This window comes from Phenylobacterium sp. (genome assembly GCF_036264965.1).
Classification (GTDB): Bacteria; Pseudomonadota; Alphaproteobacteria; order Caulobacterales; family Caulobacteraceae; genus Phenylobacterium.
In genome coordinates this window covers 34,067-50,149 of the sequence record NZ_DATAPY010000021.1, presented here as the reverse complement: position 1 = coordinate 50,149, position 16,083 = coordinate 34,067, and the positions used below count along the sequence as shown (strand labels likewise).

At 69.0% G+C, this 16,083-nt stretch carries 15 protein-coding genes, 1 tRNA gene and 1 pseudogene; 5 read left to right on the top strand and 12 right to left on the bottom strand.

What is annotated here, in order from left to right:
• The coding region (locus VHS75_RS02055; protein WP_329636937.1) for an acyl-CoA dehydrogenase family protein at window positions 1–589 on the bottom strand (589 nt) is incomplete at its 3' end.
• 78 nt (window positions 590–667) lie between these two features.
• On the opposite strand from VHS75_RS02055, the gene VHS75_RS02050 reads away from it, so the two are divergent.
• From VHS75_RS02050 to VHS75_RS02040, 3 genes are all read left to right on the top strand, one after another.
• Window positions 668–1,894, top strand: a complete 1,227-nt coding sequence (locus VHS75_RS02050; RefSeq protein WP_329636936.1) for a CoA transferase — start codon at window positions 668–670, stop codon at window positions 1,892–1,894.
• Between the two features lie 7 nt (window positions 1,895–1,901).
• Window positions 1,902–2,453, top strand: a complete 552-nt coding sequence (locus VHS75_RS02045; protein WP_329636935.1) for a hypothetical protein — start codon at window positions 1,902–1,904, stop codon at window positions 2,451–2,453.
• 62 nt (window positions 2,454–2,515) lie between these two features.
• Window positions 2,516–3,559 (top strand): hypothetical protein, encoded by a 1,044-nt coding sequence (locus VHS75_RS02040; protein WP_329636934.1) that lies wholly within the window; start codon window positions 2,516–2,518, stop codon window positions 3,557–3,559.
• A 182-nt stretch (window positions 3,560–3,741) separates the two neighbouring features.
• Here VHS75_RS02040 and VHS75_RS02035 read toward each other — a convergent pair whose 3' ends face one another.
• From VHS75_RS02035 to VHS75_RS02025, 3 genes are read right to left on the bottom strand one after another with little or no spacing between them, the layout of a single operon-like run.
• Window positions 3,742–4,158: a Zn-ribbon domain-containing OB-fold protein gene (locus VHS75_RS02035; RefSeq protein WP_329636933.1), complete on the bottom strand. Its 417-nt coding sequence runs from the start codon at window positions 4,156–4,158 to the stop codon at window positions 3,742–3,744.
• 4 nt (window positions 4,159–4,162) lie between these two features.
• A complete protein-coding gene (locus VHS75_RS02030; RefSeq protein ID WP_329636932.1) occupies window positions 4,163–5,338 on the bottom strand; it encodes a thiolase domain-containing protein in 1,176 nt (391 codons plus the stop codon).
• Entirely contained in the window at window positions 5,335–6,870 is a 1,536-nt protein-coding gene (locus tag VHS75_RS02025) for an AMP-binding protein (RefSeq protein ID WP_329636931.1), read from the bottom strand. The genes VHS75_RS02030 and VHS75_RS02025 overlap by 4 nt, the downstream gene beginning before the upstream one ends.
• Before the next feature lie 136 nt (window positions 6,871–7,006).
• Here VHS75_RS02025 and VHS75_RS02020 point away from each other — a divergent pair, with 136 nt between their 5' ends.
• Together VHS75_RS02020 and VHS75_RS02015 are read left to right on the top strand one after the other, a co-directional pair.
• The gene (locus tag VHS75_RS02020; protein ID WP_329636930.1) at window positions 7,007–7,429 is read left to right on the top strand and encodes a PaaI family thioesterase; all 423 of its coding nucleotides are present in this window, start codon (window positions 7,007–7,009) and stop codon (window positions 7,427–7,429) included.
• Window positions 7,430–7,741: 312 nt separating this feature from the next.
• Window positions 7,742–7,831: transfer RNA gene (locus VHS75_RS02015), tRNA-Ser, on the top strand.
• A gap of 430 nt (window positions 7,832–8,261) precedes the next feature.
• Here the strand turns inward: VHS75_RS02015 and VHS75_RS02010 are convergent.
• The 8 genes and pseudogenes from VHS75_RS02010 to VHS75_RS01975 form a co-directional block, all read right to left on the bottom strand.
• Window positions 8,262–8,588, bottom strand: coding sequence for a hypothetical protein (locus VHS75_RS02010; protein ID WP_329636929.1), 327 nt, complete (start codon window positions 8,586–8,588; stop codon window positions 8,262–8,264).
• The gene (locus tag VHS75_RS02005) at window positions 8,588–9,037 is read right to left on the bottom strand and encodes a DNA sulfur modification protein DndB (protein ID WP_329636928.1); all 450 of its coding nucleotides are present in this window, start codon (window positions 9,035–9,037) and stop codon (window positions 8,588–8,590) included. The genes VHS75_RS02010 and VHS75_RS02005 overlap by 1 nt, the downstream gene beginning before the upstream one ends.
• Before the next feature lie 46 nt (window positions 9,038–9,083).
• Window positions 9,084–9,476 (bottom strand): type II toxin-antitoxin system VapC family toxin, encoded by a 393-nt coding sequence (locus VHS75_RS02000; protein ID WP_329636927.1) that lies wholly within the window; start codon window positions 9,474–9,476, stop codon window positions 9,084–9,086.
• Window positions 9,473–9,703: a FitA-like ribbon-helix-helix domain-containing protein gene (locus VHS75_RS01995; RefSeq protein ID WP_329636926.1), complete on the bottom strand. Its 231-nt coding sequence runs from the start codon at window positions 9,701–9,703 to the stop codon at window positions 9,473–9,475. The genes VHS75_RS02000 and VHS75_RS01995 overlap by 4 nt, the downstream gene beginning before the upstream one ends.
• A 68-nt stretch (window positions 9,704–9,771) precedes the next feature.
• Window positions 9,772–10,128 (bottom strand): LysR family transcriptional regulator, encoded by a 357-nt coding sequence (locus tag VHS75_RS01990; RefSeq protein ID WP_329636925.1) that lies wholly within the window; start codon window positions 10,126–10,128, stop codon window positions 9,772–9,774.
• Window positions 10,129–10,134: 6 nt separating this feature from the next.
• Window positions 10,135–11,601 (bottom strand): efflux transporter outer membrane subunit, encoded by a 1,467-nt coding sequence (locus VHS75_RS01985; RefSeq protein ID WP_329636924.1) that lies wholly within the window; start codon window positions 11,599–11,601, stop codon window positions 10,135–10,137.
• Window positions 11,598–12,821, bottom strand: a complete 1,224-nt coding sequence (locus VHS75_RS01980; RefSeq protein ID WP_329636923.1) for an efflux RND transporter periplasmic adaptor subunit — start codon at window positions 12,819–12,821, stop codon at window positions 11,598–11,600. The genes VHS75_RS01985 and VHS75_RS01980 overlap by 4 nt, the downstream gene beginning before the upstream one ends.
• Window positions 12,811–16,041 (bottom strand): annotated as a pseudogene (locus VHS75_RS01975) (efflux RND transporter permease subunit). Before VHS75_RS01975 ends, VHS75_RS01980 begins: the two are co-directional and overlap by 11 nt.
• Window positions 16,042–16,083 lie beyond the last annotated feature (42 nt).

Here is a 16,083-nt window from a genome sequence, read left to right as displayed (position 1 = left end):
CCTTGTCCACCAGGAAGGCCGAGATCCCGCCGCGCGCCCGCTTCTCCTGGTCGGTCACCGCCATCAGGATCGTGAAATCTGCGTGGTCGGCGCGGCTTATCCAAATTTTTCTGCCGTTGATTACCCAATCATTTCCGTCTCTTACGGCCCGCGTGGTCATGCCGGCGGGGTCCGACCCCGCGCCCGGCTCCGAGATGCCGATCGCCGAGACCGTCTCGCCGGCCACGTAGGGCGCCAGATAGGCCGCCCGCTGCCGGTCGTCGACGGTCTGCATCAGCATGCGCAGGTTCGGGCTGTCCGGCGGCAGGGTGTAGGGCGTCACGCAGCGGCCCATCTCCTCCTCAACCCCGACCATGGCCACCATCGGCAGGTCCGATCCGCCGACGTCCTCCGGCGCGTCCAGGCCGAAGAGGCCGAGCTCATGGGCGATCTTGTCGAGGCGGGCGTGCTCGTCGGCGCCAACGCCCAGGCCCTTGCCGTCCGCCTCGCGGGCCAGCACGCCCGCCTCCAGCGGCATCAGCTCGTCACGGACGAAGTTGGCCACCAGGTCCTTGAGCATCCGGTGCTCTTCGGCGATCTCGAAGTCCATTGACCCTCCCGTCGCGATCCCGGCCGCGATCTTGTAGGGTGATCATAACGACCGGAAGCGGCGAGGGGAGTGCGAAGAGTGGCCAAGAAGAAGGAACTGGCGGGCAAGGCGACGGGGCCGCTGGCCGGAATCCGCATCCTGGACCTGACCAGCGTGGTCAACGGGGCCTACGGCACCCAGATCCTCGCCGACCAGGGCGCCGACGTGATCAAGCTGGAGGACCCCGGCGGCAACCGCGGCTCGGGCGGCGACATCATGCGCTGGGCGGGCCACGTGCCGGAGGGCGCGCCGCGCGACCTGGGCCCGGTGTTCCTGGCCATCAACCGCAACAAGCGGTCGATGGTGCTGGACCTGAAGAAGGAGAGCGCGCGCAAGCTGGTGCGCAAGCTGATCCTGAGCTGCGACGTGTTCGCCAGCTCCGTCCGCTACGACGGCCTCAAGCGCCTGGGCTTCGCCTATGAGGACGTGGCCGCGATCAAGCCGGACATCATCTACGCCCACGCCGCCGGCTACGGCTCCGACGGCCCCTACGCCGGCGAGCCCGCCTATGACGACCTGATCCAGTCGGCCTCGGGCCTCGCTGACGTCCTGCCGCGCACTGACGGCAACGAGACGCCGCGCATCCTGCCGACCCTGGTGGCCGACAAGGTCAGTGGCCTGTTCATGTCGCAGGCGATCACCGCGGCCCTGCTGCACAAGGCGCGCACCGGCGAGGGCCAGTTCGTCGAGGTGCCGATGCTGGAGTGCGTCACCAGCTTCCTGCTGGTCGAGCACCTCTACGACCACACCTTCGAGCCGGCGCTCGGCCAGTGGGGCTATCCGCGCGTGGTCAATCCGCACCGCAAGCCGTTCAAGACGGCGGACGGCTACATCGGCCTGCTGCCCTACACCGACAAGCAGTGGGATCAGTTCTTCGAGGTCGCCGGCTGGTCCGACAGCCTGGCCAAGGACCCGCGCTTCGCCGACTATTCCGCCCGCGCCAAGCACACCCACGAGCTCTACGGCCTGGTGGAGACCGTCACCGGGACCAAGACCACCGAAGAGTGGCTGGCGCTCCTGAAACCCCTGTCGATCCCGGTGGTGCGGACCAACCGCCTGGACGAGCTGGAGGCCGACCCGCACCTGGCGGCTGTGGGCTTCTTCGAGCAGTACGACCACCCGGACATCGGCGGCTACAAGCAGATGAAGCCGCCGGTGAAATTCACCGGCTCGCCGGCCAATATCCGCCGCCACCCGCCGCGGCTGGGCGAGCACACCGACGAAGTGCTGGCTGAGTTCGGCGTGGAGCTGGGCGAAGAGGCTTAGACCGCTCATGCGCGTCGTGGTGGTCGGCACCTCGGGCTCCGGCAAGACGACGTTTGCCCGCCACCTCGCCGACGCGCTCGGAGTCCCGCAGTTGGAGCTCGACGCGGTCAACTGGCAGGCCGATTGGCGCGACCTCAATACGCACGACCCCGCGGAGTTCGCCCGGCGCGTCGGAGACCTCGCCGCGCCCGAGGCCTGGGTCAGCGACGGCAACTATTCCAAGGTGCGGCATGTGCTTTGGCCCCGCGCCACACGGTTCGTCTGGCTGGACTATCCACGATCAGTGGTCATGCGCCGGGTAGTCTGGCGCTCGTTCAGCCGCGCCGTGACCGGCCGCGAACTCTGGGCCGGCACCGGCAATCGCGAGGAGTTCCGGCGCTGGCTCGATAAGGAGCATCCGATCCGCTGGGCGTGGGACACCTGGGCCAGGAACCGCCGGCGGTATGCCGAGGCGCTGGCCGGCCCGGAAATCGGCGAGCGCCCGGTCCACCGCCTGCGCCATCCGCGCCAGGCGAGGCCGCTGATCGAGGCTCTGGTCGCTGAGGCTCTTCCCATCTGACGGCGCAGGTCTATTCTCTAGGCAGCGCCGACCATCAAGAGCCGGCCGGAGGATGCATTGCCATGACCGCTCATTTCCCGATCCGATCCCTGACCGCTATTTCGCTGGTCCTGTCCCTGGCCGCGCCCGCCGCGATGGCCCAGACCTCATCGACCTATCACACGCCCAAGAACGGCTGGGGCCAGCCGGACCTGCAGGGCACCTACACCACTGCGACCATCACACCCCTGACCCGCGACCCGAAGCTCGGCACGCGCAACGTGCTGACCAAGGCCGAAGCCGACGCCCTGGAGCAGGCCACCCGCGACCAGATCGCCCGGGCCGACGCGCCGACGCCGCCGGAGGCGACGGTCAAGGATCTGAAGAACGCCGACTGCGGGCCGGACGGCATCTCCGGCTTCAACTGCGGCTATAACCAGGGCTGGAAGGATCCCGGCACCAAGCTGATCGACATCAACGGCGAAAAACGCGCCTCGATCATCACCTCGCCGGCCAACGGCCAGCTACCGCCCCGCGTCGCCACAGCCGGCGGCCAGCGCCGCGCGGGCCGCACGGACAATCCCGAAGGCTTCAGCCTGGGCGAGCGCTGCCTGCTCTCGTTCGGCTCGTCCGCCGGGCCGCCGATGCTGCCCCTGATGTACAACAACACCTACCAGATCGTGCAGTCGAAGGACGAGATCGCCATTGACGTCGAGATGGTCCACGACGTGCGCCACATCCGCCTGACCGGCGGTCACCTGCCGGCCAACATGAAGGTCTGGATGGGCGACTCGGTCGGCCATTGGGAAGGCGACACCCTGGTCGTCGAGACCACCAACATGCGGCCCGAACAGGGCCTGCGCGGCGGCTCGCCCAACCAGAAGGTCATCGAGAAGTTCCGGCGCATCGGGCCGAACTCGCTATCCTACCAGTTCACGGTGTCGGACCCGGACATCTACGCCGCCCCGTTCTCGGGCGAGGTGCAGATGCGCACCACCAAGGGGCAGGTCTACGAATACGCCTGCCACGAGGGCAACTACGCGCTCACCGGCATGCTGGCCGGGGCGCGGGCCGACGAGAAGAAGCAGGCCGAAGCGGGCGGCGCGGCGAAGGGCGGCGGGGAGTAGAGGCTCCAAAAACCTCCCCCGCTTGCGGGTGGAGGGGACCACGAAGTGGTGGAGGGGGCGCTGCCGTCGCACCGAGTCCGCCGCGCGGCCCCAACGCCCCCTCCGTCAGCTTCGCTGCCACCTCCCCCGCACGCTACCGCTACGGGGGAGGTTTTTGACGCTCAGGCCTCGCTCATCGTCTCCTAAACCAACCCGAACACCGGGACCGGCGGGCCGCCTTCGGTGTCCTGGAACCTCACCTTCACCCGCTGGCCGATGGCGAGCGCGTTCGGGGCCATGCCGAGGAAGTTGGTGAGGACCGCGGGGCCCTCGTCCAGGGTCACGTAGCCGATCGCATAGGGGCCAGTCGGCGAGCGGTGCATCACCGAGTAGGTGTAGATCACGCCCTCGCCCGGGCTCTCCTCCCAGACCGTCTCGGCCGAGGCGCAGAACGGGCAGATGGCGCGCGGATACCAGTGGGCTTTCTGGCACCCGACGCAGCGCTTGATCAGGAAACGGCCCTCCCTGGCCGCGTTCCAGAAGACCTGGGTCTCGACATTGACCGCCGGCGCCGGGATCGGCCGGCTCATCACTGCGTTGGGATCGCGTTGTTCCGACATCGTCTTAAGCCTCCCGTTCCAGGATCACCGTCGCCGAGCCGTGACGCGTGCCTAGCGACCCGCCGGTGCCGTGGGCGATGGCCAGGTCGCAGTTCGCCACCTGCACCTTCGGATGCGCCTCGCCGCGCAACTGGCGCACCGCCTCGATCACCTTGGTGATGCCGCCGCGGTTGGTGGGGTGGTTGTTGCAGAGCCCGCCGCCGTCAGTGTTGAACGGCAGCTTGCCGACGCCGGAGATCAGGTTCCCGTCGGCGACGAACCGGCCGCCCTGGCCCTTCTCGCAGAAGCCCAGGTCTTCGATCTGCATGAGGACGGTGATGGTGAAGCTGTCATAGATCGAGGCGTATTTGATGTCTGTGGGCTTCACCCCGGCTTCCTGGAAAGCCTTCGGTCCGGACCAGACGGCGCCCGAGTGGGTCAGGTCCAGATCGAGCCCGCCGCGCGGGCCCTTCGGCGCCTCGCCTGCGCCCATGACCCGGACCTTCGGGCGGTTCAGCGACCGGGCCACTTCCGGGCTGGTCACGATCAGCGCGCCGCCGCCGTCGGTGACCACGCAGCAGTCCAGCAGATGCAGCGGATCGGCAATCATCCGTGAGCTGACCACCTCCTCGACGGTGACCACGTTCGGCAGGAAGGCGTGAGGGTTCCACTGGGCGTGGTGGCTGGCGGCGACCTTGATCCAGGCCAGCTGCTCGGACGTGGTGCCGTACTCGTACATGTGGCGCATGGCGCACATGCCGTAGGTGTTGTGGGTCGAGCCGCCGTAGATGTTCTCGAATCCGGCCTCCGGCGCGGGCTCGCCGAAGCCGCCGCCGCGTCCGCCGCCGCCCCGCGCCTGCCGCGGTCGCCCCGCGAGAGTGATCAGCGCCACCGAGCACTTGCCCGCCGCGATGGCTTCGGCCGCGTGACCCACGTGGACGATGTAGGACGACCCGCCGGTCTCGGTGGAGTCGAGGTGGCGGACGTTCTTCAATCCCATGTAGTCGATCATCGACAGTCCGCCGAACCCTGGCGCGTCGCCGGCGCAGAAATAGCCATCGACGTCGTCGAAGCTGAGGCCCGCATCGGCCAGGGCGCCGCGCGCGCACTCGGCATGCAGTTGCGGCGTGGAGGTGTTCGGCGCGTCGCGGAGCGGATGCTCGAACGCGCCCATGACATAGGCCTTGCCCCGGATGCTCATGGTTCTAGATCCACCTTCAGCCGCGCGTCGCGCAGGGCGCTGCGCCGCACCTTGCCCGCGTCGTCCCGTAGCGGCTCGTCCACGAACTCGTAGCTGCGCGGCTGCTTGTAGCTGACCAGCAGGTCCGCCAGGTGCGCCTTCAGGTCGTCGGGGGTCACCGTCCCCTTGGCCTGGACGATGGCGTGGATGCGGTTGCCCAGGTCGTCGTCGGGCAGGCCGATCACCGCCACCGACTGCACCTGCGGATGCTCCTCCAGCGCCGCCTCGATCTCCGCCGGATAGACGTTGGAGCCGCCCACCAGGATCATGTCGGTCCGACGGTCGGCCAGGTAGAGATAGCCGTCCTCGTCGAACCAGCCGATGTCGCCCAGGCTCTCCCAGCCGCCGTCCATCACCTTGGCCACAGCCCCGCGGTACTGGTAGGTCGGCGGCGCGCCTTCGGGGCGGCGCATGTAGATCTCGCCGACCTCGCGGGGCGGCAGGTCGCGACCGTCCTCGCCCACCGCCTTCATCTCGCCCAGAGTCACCTTGCCCACCGAGCCGCGGTGCTCCAGCCACTCGGCGCCGGAGATGATGGTCACGGCCTGGGCCTCGGTGCCGGCGTAGAGCTCCATCACCACCTCGGGCCCGATCCAGCGGATGAAGGCCTCCTTCAGGAAGGCCGGGCACGGCGCGGCCAGGTGCCAGAGGGTCTCCAGGCTGGAGAGGTCGTACTTCTCCCGCGTCGCGTCGGGCAGATGCCAGATGCGGTTCATCATGGTGGGGACGACGTAGACCCAGGTCGCGCGGCGTTTCTCTATCTCCGCCAATGTCGCCTCGGGATCGAAGCGCGGCATCACCACCAGGTGGCAGCCCTGGCTCATCGCCGCCATCATCATGCCGAAGCCGGCGTTGTGGTAGAGCGGCGCCGGCAGGACGGCGATGCTATCGGCCTTCAGCCGCCAGCCGCCGATCTCCGGCGTCTCCTTCAGCGTCACCCCCGGCTGGCCCGCCAGGATCAGCTTCGGCCGGCCGGTCGAGCCGCCGGATGTCGGGGCCTTGGAGATCGGCGCGGTGGCGTCCGGCAGGTCCGAGTCATCGTCGGCCCCTCCTTGACTTGCATGGGCCGCGATGTCGGCGACGGTGACCAGCGGCCGGTCGATCTGGTGTTGGAAGTCAGCGATGACGATCGGCGTCTGGGCCAGCTCGATGATCGCCTCCAGCTCGCCCTTGGGCAGGCGGAAGGAGACCGGCTGCGGCGTCGCGCCCAGCTTCCAGATCGCATAGCAGGCCTCGACGAAGCCGATGCCGTTGGGCAGGCCCAGCGTCACGAGGTCGCCGTGCTTCACGCCGAGCGCGGCCAGGCCGCGCGCCAGGCGGTTGGTTCGCCGGTGCAGCTGCGCATAGGTGAGCGTGGTCTCGCCGCTCGACACCGCCGGCGCGTTCGGCTGGAAACGGGCGTGCTGCGCGAGCTTGGCGCCCAGCGAGATCATTTCGGCGGCTTCGATCGTCCCGAAGCTGGTCGCTCCGGAACCGGGGGTCTCTTCGGCCATAACGTCGTCCCAATGTCTGGCGGGTCTTTGGCGCCCGCCCGCTCAAGAAATCTTCGCAGGCCCGCCCAATGTTGGCGGGCGGCCACCTTCCCTATCTGATGGAGGCTCGGCAAGGCGCTTTTGAGGACGCAAGGATATGATGGACGGCAACGTCGCGGCGCTGTTCCAGGAACGCCAGGAGGGCACCCTGCCCGGCGAACTGGGCATCCAGTGGGACGAGGTGGCTGCCGGCCAGGCCAGCGGCCGCCTCACCGTCGAGCAGAAGCACATGGCGCCCAACGGCTTCCTGCACGCCGCCTCAGTGATCGCCCTGGTCGACTCAGCCTGCGGCTATGCCTGCGTGGCCAGCCTGCCGGAGGGCGCCGCCGGCTTCACCACCATCGAGATCAAGACCAACTACCTGGGCACCGCCCAGATCGGCGAGACCGTCGCCTGCACGGCGCGCCTGGTCCACGGCGGCCGCATGACCCAGGTCTGGGACGCCGAGGCGGTGAACCAGACCACCGGCAAGACCATGGCCCTCTTCCGCTGCACCCAGATGGTGTTGTGGCCGCGGTAGCTCTTAGATCCTCCCCCAGGGCGGAGCCCGATTGAGGGGGAGGTGGCTCGGCGCGTGAGCGTCGAGACGGAGGGGGTTCGAGCCCACGCTCGCGTGCCGCCGCCATGTTCCGCAGTCTTTCCCGATGTCGCTCCGGAGTGGGCTGCAACCCCCTCCGTCTCGCGGCTGCGCCGCGCGCCACCTCCCCCTCAATCCCGCTTCGCGCTGGGGGGGATCTGAGGGAACCCGGCTCTTGCTTCGGCGGGGTCGGATGAGTAGGTTCCGCGCCTCGCTCAGCGGACCCCCTTTCTAGCCGGGTCCGATACCGGCTCTGGAGAGGTGGCTGAGTGGTCGAAAGCACCGCACTCGAAATGCGGCGTGCCTTTACGGGCACCGTGGGTTCGAATCCCACCCTCTCCGCCAATCGTCAACCGATGAAATTGCAGTAGGGATTTCAGAGGTTTGTCGGGATGCCGCTGCAGCTGCGTACCCCGGCGAGTACCCCAATCGCGTACCCCGATCCGCCAGTTAGCGCTCCCCTCACTGGAGGTCGAACACCACACCGGCCGCCTGGAGAACTGCGGCCAGGGCGGCGAACCCAGCGGCCCTGCGGTTCCAGACAGCCTGAGCGCGCAGGTGACCAAGCTGGTCCGCCGTGTTGATCGTAAAGAAGCCCCCGGTGACCTCGGGTAGATTAAGGGGCGGCGGGACTTGGCGCGCTGACCTCCACCAGCAGAAACCTGCGCAAAGTCCAACCACTGTGGCGGCGACGTAGCATCCCATGCTGATCTTCATTGATGGCTTCCCTGGTCGGGCGAATGGGGCCGCCCGCAGCCGAGCGACCCCGTCCAACTCATCTGCTGCTCGACCGGATTTTCTGTTCGGCCTGGGCGAGCGCGGCCTTGGCCTCCATCAAAGCCTGGACCGCCTCCACCGCAGCCCGGCCGCTCAGGTAGGGCCCCACAGGAGGAAGGTCCGCCGCCGCCGCCGGGACAATGTGGTGGAAGGCGTATCCGTTGAGGACCTCGGCGACCCGGCCCGGATTGACCCCGAACCACGAGGCGATGTCATGCTGCCGGTCGCCCCGCAGTCGCATCCCCTTGATGATGGCGGCGTCGCTGCCCGTGAGATGGACGCCGCTCGGCTCGGCGCGGCGACGATAGGTTTCCCGCCCAGCCATCACGCGGCCGCCTTCTCAAGGGAGCGCTGTTCGGCGTCCGTCAGAGACATCCCCAGCTTGCTCTTGATGAACGTCTTGGTCGCGGAGCGGGCTTGGCGGTTGGAGACCACCGAGTTCGCCACGATGCAGACGTTCTGCCACTCCTTGTTTTGCTTGGACCAGTCGATTTCCTGGAGCGCGGCCAGCCGCTCTTTCCAGTTCGGATCGGCGGCCATGAGGTCAGCGCCAAGGCCGCCAAGCGCGCGGAGAACCGTGGAGTGCGAAGAGATGTGGGCGGCGCGAAGCTCCTGCGCGGACTTCTGGCCGTTCAGGACCTTTCGCCAATCCACCATGTTCTCGGCGACGGCCGACCAGTACTCTACCAGAAGCGTGGCGTTGGCCGCCTGCGTGGCGGCGCGCCTTTGGCGCGGCCTTGAGTTGCCCGGAGCGCCAAGCAAACTGGCTGCCATGAGATTTAAGCCGCCCTCTGCCGGGTCAACCCTTCCTCAACACCACTCAGACCAGTTCGATCTGCGCGTGGTGGTCGGCGGCTGCGGCCAGGCGTCGGTCGCGGGTCAACAGTGGCGCGTCGAGCGCCTCGGCCAGCGCAACATAGGTGGCATCATAGGCCGTCAGATTGTTCCGCAGATCCCAGATGCGCTGCAAAAGGAAGTCGTGCGGATATCGCCGTAGGGGCAGGTCCGCGAGGTCGGCGAGCGCCATACGGCCACGCTCGCCGTCGATGTCGCCGTTCGCGGCGTAGCGTCGGATCACCTGGGCGACTTCCACATCAAGCAGGTGCGGCGCGTGGAGCGTTTGCCCGGGGGCGAACAGGCGATCTTCCACGGCTTTTCCCGCCGGCGTGCGGAGCAGGGCTTCAAGCAGGGCCGAAGCGTCGACGACGATCACCCGCGGTCGCGCTCGGCTCGAACCGCTTCGGCCGGCGGCAGGGAAGGGGCCGTTTCCGAGCGGCTGCGCAAGCGCGCCCGCAATTCATCGATCGTCGGCCGTTCCGCCACCTGCCGGATCTCACTGAGCAGATAGTCGGACAGCGACATGCCGGCCAAGGCGGCGCGCGATTTGAGCTGGCGATGCAGCGCCTCAGGGACATTACGGATTTGGACCATCGATCCCATGTGCTGAGCATGCAAGCATGTGCCACACATGTCAACGCAAAGACCGCGCCCCGACCGGGCCAGCGCCCTCAGCGCGCCTCGGGCGCCTGTGAGTTGGCGACGGCTTCCAGCGCGGCCAGTTCATCGGCCGTCAGGCAGGCGGCGATGGACTCGATGGCGCGGTAGCGGTCGATGATCTCTCGCCCGAACGCGGTCAGCCGTGCGCCGCCCCCGTTGGAGCCGCCGACATGCGCCGCGATGACTGGGGTCTTGAACATGCGGTTGAGCTCGTCGAGCACCGTCCAGGCCCGCCGGAAGGTGAGGCCGTGCGCGCGGCCGGCGGCGCTGATCGAGCCTTTGGTCTCGATGAGTTCGAGCAGCCGGATGGCGTCGCCGCCGATGCGGGCCTCGGAGTCCAGCTCGATGCGAACGATGAGGCGCGCCACAGCGGGCTACTGAGGTTTGGGCTTGTCGGGCGCCGCCGAGGCCACGGCCCGCGTGGAGGGCAGGTCGTTCGAGGTCCAGCCGCCGCCCAGCGCGCGGACCAGGTTGACGCTGGCCTGCAGGCGGCGGTCCTCGACCTCAATGCCGACCCGCTGGGCCTGCAGGTCGGCGGCCTGGGCCGTGACCACGTCGAGATAGTTGGTGGCGCCCTCCTCGTAGCGGGCCAGCGCGGCGTCTTCGGTGCGCTTGGCGGCCAGAATCGCCGCGGACTGGTGGTTGGCTTCGACCGCCAGGTTGTTGAGGACCGCCAGGCTGTCCTCCACATCCTGGAAAGCGCGCAACACCTGGGCGCGGTAGGCGGCGCTGGCCTCGGACAGCTGGGCGCGGGCCGCCTCGACGCGGGCCTTGCGCAGGCCGCCGTCGAACAGGGTGAGGGCCGCCTCCGGCCCCAGCAGCCAGAAGGTGTTGCCGGGCGCCAGCAGGTTGGTGAAGGCGGTGTTCTGCCAGCCGCCGTCGGCCGCCAGGTCGATGCGCGGGAAGAAGGCCGCCCGCGCCACGCCGATGCGGGCGTTGGCCGCCGCCGCGCGCCGCTCGGCCGCCGCCACGTCCGGACGCCGCTGAAGCAGGGTCGAGGGCAGGCCGGTGGGTGTGTTCGGCAGGTTCAGGGCCACGGTCGCAGCTGGGATGGAGAAGCTCGACGCCGGCGTGCCGACCAGGCTGGCGATGGCGTGCTCCACCAGGGCGCGCTGGGCGGCGAGGTCGGAGACCTGCGCCTGGGTCGACTGCAGCTGGGTCTCGGCGCGGCTGACGTCGAGGTCGGAGACGAGGCCCTCGGTGAAGCGGTCGTGGGTGATGCCGTAGGCCTTGTCGTAGGCGACCACCGCGTCGTTCAGCAGGGCCGCTTCGGCGTCGAGGCTGCGCAGGCGCACATAGTCGTCGGCCAGGGTCGCCTGCAGGCTGAGGCGCACCGACTCCAGGTCCGCGGCGCTGGCCTGGGCCTCGGCGCGGCCGGCGGCGACCAGGTTGCGGACCCGGCCCCAGAGGTCCAGCTCATAGTCGGCGGCCAGGCCGATGGTGTCCCCCGAATAGATGTCCGGCTGGTTGGAGCCGCGCAGCGGACGATTGTTGGACTGGCGGTTGCGGGTGATCTCGACCCCGGCGCCCAGGGTCGGCAGCGACGCGGCGTCGGCCTGGCGGGCCAGCGCGCGGGCGGTGTCATAGCGCGCCACCGCCTCGGCCAGGGTCGGGCTCTCGGTCTCAAGCTGGGTTTCGTAGCGGTCGAGCAGCGGATCGCCATAGCCCTGCCACCAGGCGCCGCGGCGCAGCTGGTCGGCGGGGGTCGCCTGGGTCCAGGGGCCGGTCTCCTTGAAGGCGGTCGGCACGGTCACGGCGGGCGGGCGGTAGTCCGGGGCAAGCGAACAGGCAGCCAGCCCGGCCGCCGCTGTCAAAGCCAGGGCTGTGCGCAGTGGCCTCATCCCCGGCCGGCCTTGGCCGGCGCGGCGACGCGCACCTTCTCGCCGTCTTCCAGGGAGTCCGGCGGGTTGTTGATCACGCGCTCGCCAGGGCTCAGGCCGGTGGCGATCTCGACGCTGGCGCCGAGGTCGTGGCGGATGGTGATGTAGCGCAGGTGGGCGCGGCCCTGGGCGTCGACGACGCCGACCGCCATGCCCTTCTGCCGGAACATCAGCGCGCTCGCGGGCAGGCGCAGGGTCCCTTGCGCGGAAGGCGCGAGCTTGAAGGTCGCCTGGGCGTAGTCGCCGGGCTTCAACGCCTGGTCCGGATTGTCGATCTGCAGCTCGGCGGTGAGCGCGCCGGACTGGGCCCCGACCGCCTCCGAGGTGCTGGCGAGCTTTGCGTTGAACACGCGGCCGGGGAATTCCGGAACGGTGACGCTGGCCTCCATGCCCGGCGTGAGCTGGGAGGAATAGGCCTGCGGCACGTGGACATAGATGCGCAGGCGATGGACGTCGGCGACGGTGAAGAGGCCCGGGTCGTTGGGGGTCCCGGCGGCGACCAGGGCGCCGACGTGGGCGGTGCGCGCCGTCACCACGCCATCGAAGGGCGCGACGATCCGCTTGAAGGATTCCAGGGCCTGCAGGCGGTCGACGTCGGCCTTGGCGGCCTGCACGTCGGCGCTGCGCTCGACGAAGTCGCCGGTCTTCTCGTCGGTCTCCTGCTGGGAGACGGCGTTCTTGGCCAGCAGGCGGGCCCAGCGGTCGGCGGAGGTCTTGGCGACGCCCTGCTTGGCGGTGGCGGTGGCCAGCGCCGCCTTGGCCTGGGCGAGTTGCTGGTCGAGGTCCGGGGTGTCGATGTCGGCGAGCAGTTGGCCGGTCTTCACATGGGCGCCGATGTCCACGTCCCACTTGCGGATGTAGCCGCTGACCCGCGGATGGATGGCGGCGACGTCGTTGGCCTGGACGTCGGCGGGCAGCACCAGGGGCTCGGCGGCGGTGTCGGCAGCGGGCGCGATCAGCTCGACGGTCGGGATCGCCGAGACGGCGGCCGTAGTCTTCAGGCTGGCGCTGGCGACGCCGCGGGTAATGACGCCGCCGATCACCGCGAGGGCGGCGATCGCGACGGCTGCGACGCCCGCCGGCTTCAGCCAACGCTGGGCGCCGCGATGCAGCACCTCGGGCGTGTAGTGGTCGTTCGCAGCCGCTTCGCCGGCGGGACGCGCTGGCGGGTCAGACGGCATAGGCTTCTCCTGGATCGGGGTTGTGGTCCGGGGCGGGATTCGGCGCCGCGGCGGCGGCCTTGCGGTGGACGAGGCTGAAGACGACGGGCACGAACAGCAGGCTGGCGACGGTGGCGAACATCAGCCCGCCGATCACCGCGCGGCCCAGGGGCGCGTTCTGCTCGCCGCCTTCGCCGAGCCCCAAGGCCATGGGCGCCATGCCGATGATCATCGCCAGCGCCGTCATCAGGACGGGCCGGAAGCGGGTGAAGCCGGCCTCCAGCGCGGCCACCAGGCCGTCGCCGGTGGCGGCCAGCCGCTCACGGGCGAAGCTGACCACCAGGATCGAGTTCGCCGTGGCCACGCCCATGCACATGATCGCCCCGGTCAGCGCCGGCACCGACAGCGGCGTGCCGGTGATGAACAGCATCCAGACGATGCCGGCCAAGGCCGCGGGCAGGGCCGTGATGATCACGAACGGGTCCGCCCAGGACTGGAAGTTCACGACGATCAGCAGGTAGATCAGCACGATCGCGCCCACGAGGCCGAGGCCCAGGCCAGTGAAGGCGGCGTCCATAGTGCCGACCTGGCCGCGCAGGCTGATGGTGGCGCCGTTCGGCGCATCCTTGGCGGTCTCCTTCAGGACCTTGCGGATCTCCGCCGCCACGCCGCCGAGATCGCGGCCCTGGGTCGTCGCGTAGATGTCGAACGAGGGCTGGATCGCGTAGTGCGAGACCACCGCATCGGCCTCGCCGCGGTTCAGCGTCGCCACCCCGCCCAGGATCTGCAGGTCGCCCGGCTTGCCAGAGCTCAGCGGCATGTTCTCCAGCTTGGACAGCGAATTGACGTCCTGTTGCGGGCTCTGGATGACGATCGGGTAGGAGACGCCGTTCTTGGGGTTCAGCCAGAAGGCCGGCGAGGTCTGGAAGCTGCCGGCCAGCGAGGTGACCATGGTGTTGGTGACGTCACGCTCGCTCAGGCCCAGCCTGTCGGCCTGCGAGCGGTCGACGGCGACGTTGAGCTGCGGATAGTGGGTCGACTGCTGCAGGCGCACGTCGGCCAGGCCGGGGATGGCGCGCAGCTTTTGCAGGAGCTCCCCGGCGTAGGCCTCGTTGGCCGCGCGGTCCGGCCCAGCCACCTGGACATCGATGGGGGCCGGCGCGCCGAAGTTCAGGATCTGGCTGATGATGTCGGCGGGCAGGAAGGAGAACACCGAGCCCGGGAAACGCTGCGGCAGCTCGCGGCGCAGCTGCGCCATGAAGTCCGCGGTCGGGCGGTGCTTGTGGGTGAGCGTGATGTAGATGTCGCCGTCCTGCGGGCCGATGCCGCCGGTGTTGGAATAGGCCCGATTGATGCCGCTGACCGGCAGGCCGATGTTGTCGACGATGGTCTCGAGCTGGTCCGGCGGAACGATCTGGCGGACGGCCTGCTCGACGCGGTCGAACTCGGCGGCGGTATCTTCGATGCGGGTGCCGACCGGGGCGCGGACGTGCAGGATCATCGCCCCGGAATCGATGTTCGGGAAGAAGTTGGAGCCGAGCATCGGCATCAGCAAGAACGAGGCCAGGACGACGGCCATGAAGCCGATCAGGAACCTGGGCCGGCGGCTCAGCGCCAGGGCCAGGACGCCGCGGTAGCTCTCGCGGACCTTGGAGAAGCGCGCCTCGAAGGCGTGCTGGAAGCGGACCAGCGGATTGCGCGAACCCCTGGCCGCCGCGCCGCCGTGCGACTCCATCAGATATTCCGCATGGCCGCCGTGGTGCGGCTTCAGCAGGTACATGGCCATGGTTGGGACCAGGGTCCGCGACAGGATGAACGAGGCGATCATCGCGAACATCACCGCCTCGGCCATGGGCACGAAGAGGAAGCCCGCCACACCCTGCAGGAAGAACATCGGCACGAAGACGATGCAGATGCAGAGCAGCGAGACGAAGGCCGGGGTGACGATCTGCGCGGCCCCGTCGAGGATGGCCGTCCGGACGTCCTTGCCCTGCTCCAGATGCCAGTTGATGTTCTCGATCGTAACCGTGGCGTCGTCGACCAGGATGCCGACGGCGAGCGCCAGGCCGCCCAGCGTCATGATGTTCAGGGTCTGGCCCAGCGCCGACAGCGCGGCGATCGACGACAGGATCGCCAGCGGGATCGAGGTGGCGATGATCACCGTCGAGCGCCAGGACCCCAGGAACAGCAGGATCATCAGGCTGGTGAGCGCCGCGGCGACCACGCCCTCCTTCACGACGCCGGAGATCGCCGCCTTCACGAACAGGGACTGGTCGTTGAGGAGCGCGATATGCAGCGACGGCGGCAGCGCGGCCTGCAGCTTGGGCAGCAGCGCCTTCACCCCGGAGATGATCGACAGCGTCGAGGCCGAGCCGCTCTTCAAGACGCTCATCAGCACCGAGCGGCGGCCGTCCACGCGCACCTCGTTACGCTGCGGCGGATAGCCGTCGCGGACGTGGGCGACGTCGCGGATGTAGATGGTGGCGCCGTCCACGGACTTGATCGGCAGGTCGTTCAGGGCGTCGACCGCCTCGGGGCTGTTGTTGAGTTTCACGAAATATTCGAAGGACCCGACCTTGGCCGTGCCCGCCGGGATGATCTGGTTCTGGGCGGCGAGCGCATTGGCCACATCCTGCGCCGACAGGCCCTTGGACTGCAGGGCGGTCGGATCGAGGTCGATCTGGATCTGGCGTTCCTTGCCGCCGTAGGGCGAGGGGATCGAGGTGCCGGCCACCGACGCCAGCGCCGGGCGGATCAGGTTCTGGCCGGTGTCGAACAGCGCCTGCTCGCCCATCGTCGGGCTGGACAGGGCGAGCTGCAGGATGGGGACGGTGGAGGCGTTGTAGTTGAGGATCTGCGGCGGGGTGATGCCAGGCGGCAGCTGCTTCAGCACCGTCTGCGACAGCGAGGTCACCTGGGCGGTGGCGGTGCGGATATCGACCGTCGGCTGGAAGAAGATCTTCACAATGCCGATGCCGGGCAACGACTGGCTCTCGATATGCTCGATGTCGTTGACCGACGAGGAGAGCTACCGCTCGTAGTAGTAGATCACCCGGCCGGACATGTCGTCGGGCGGCAGGCCGCGATAGGTCCAGACCACCGCGATCACCGGGATGCGGATTTCCGGGAAGATGTCAGTGGGCGTGCGCAGGGCCGCCAGCGGGCCCAGCAGCAGGATCAGGATCGCCAGCACGACGAAAGTGTAGGGACGCCGTAAAGCGAGCCGCACGATCGCCAGCATCCAGGAAACTCCGCGCTTGGACACATCGATCCCCGCCAGCGG

Excerpts from the sequence above, each read along its gene's own strand:
- VHS75_RS02045 (WP_329636935.1), top strand. The coding sequence starts at position 1,902 with ATGCGCGTCGTGGTGGTCGGCACCTCGGGCTCCGGCAAGACGACGTTT.
- VHS75_RS02040 (WP_329636934.1), top strand. The coding sequence starts at position 2,516 with ATGACCGCTCATTTCCCGATCCGATCCCTGACCGCTATTTCGCTGGTC.
- VHS75_RS02035 (WP_329636933.1), bottom strand. The coding sequence starts at position 4,158 with ATGTCGGAACAACGCGATCCCAACGCAGTGATGAGCCGGCCGATCCCG.
- VHS75_RS02030 (WP_329636932.1), bottom strand. The coding sequence starts at position 5,338 with ATGAGCATCCGGGGCAAGGCCTATGTCATGGGCGCGTTCGAGCATCCG.
- VHS75_RS02025 (WP_329636931.1), bottom strand. The coding sequence starts at position 6,870 with ATGGCCGAAGAGACCCCCGGTTCCGGAGCGACCAGCTTCGGGACGATC.
- VHS75_RS02020 (WP_329636930.1), top strand. The coding sequence starts at position 7,007 with ATGATGGACGGCAACGTCGCGGCGCTGTTCCAGGAACGCCAGGAGGGC.
- VHS75_RS02010 (WP_329636929.1), bottom strand. The coding sequence starts at position 8,588 with ATGGCTGGGCGGGAAACCTATCGTCGCCGCGCCGAGCCGAGCGGCGTC.
- VHS75_RS02005 (WP_329636928.1), bottom strand. The coding sequence starts at position 9,037 with ATGGCAGCCAGTTTGCTTGGCGCTCCGGGCAACTCAAGGCCGCGCCAA.
- VHS75_RS01995 (WP_329636926.1), bottom strand. The coding sequence starts at position 9,703 with ATGGGATCGATGGTCCAAATCCGTAATGTCCCTGAGGCGCTGCATCGC.
- VHS75_RS01985 (WP_329636924.1), bottom strand. The coding sequence starts at position 11,601 with ATGAGGCCACTGCGCACAGCCCTGGCTTTGACAGCGGCGGCCGGGCTG.
- VHS75_RS01980 (WP_329636923.1), bottom strand. The coding sequence starts at position 12,821 with ATGCCGTCTGACCCGCCAGCGCGTCCCGCCGGCGAAGCGGCTGCGAAC.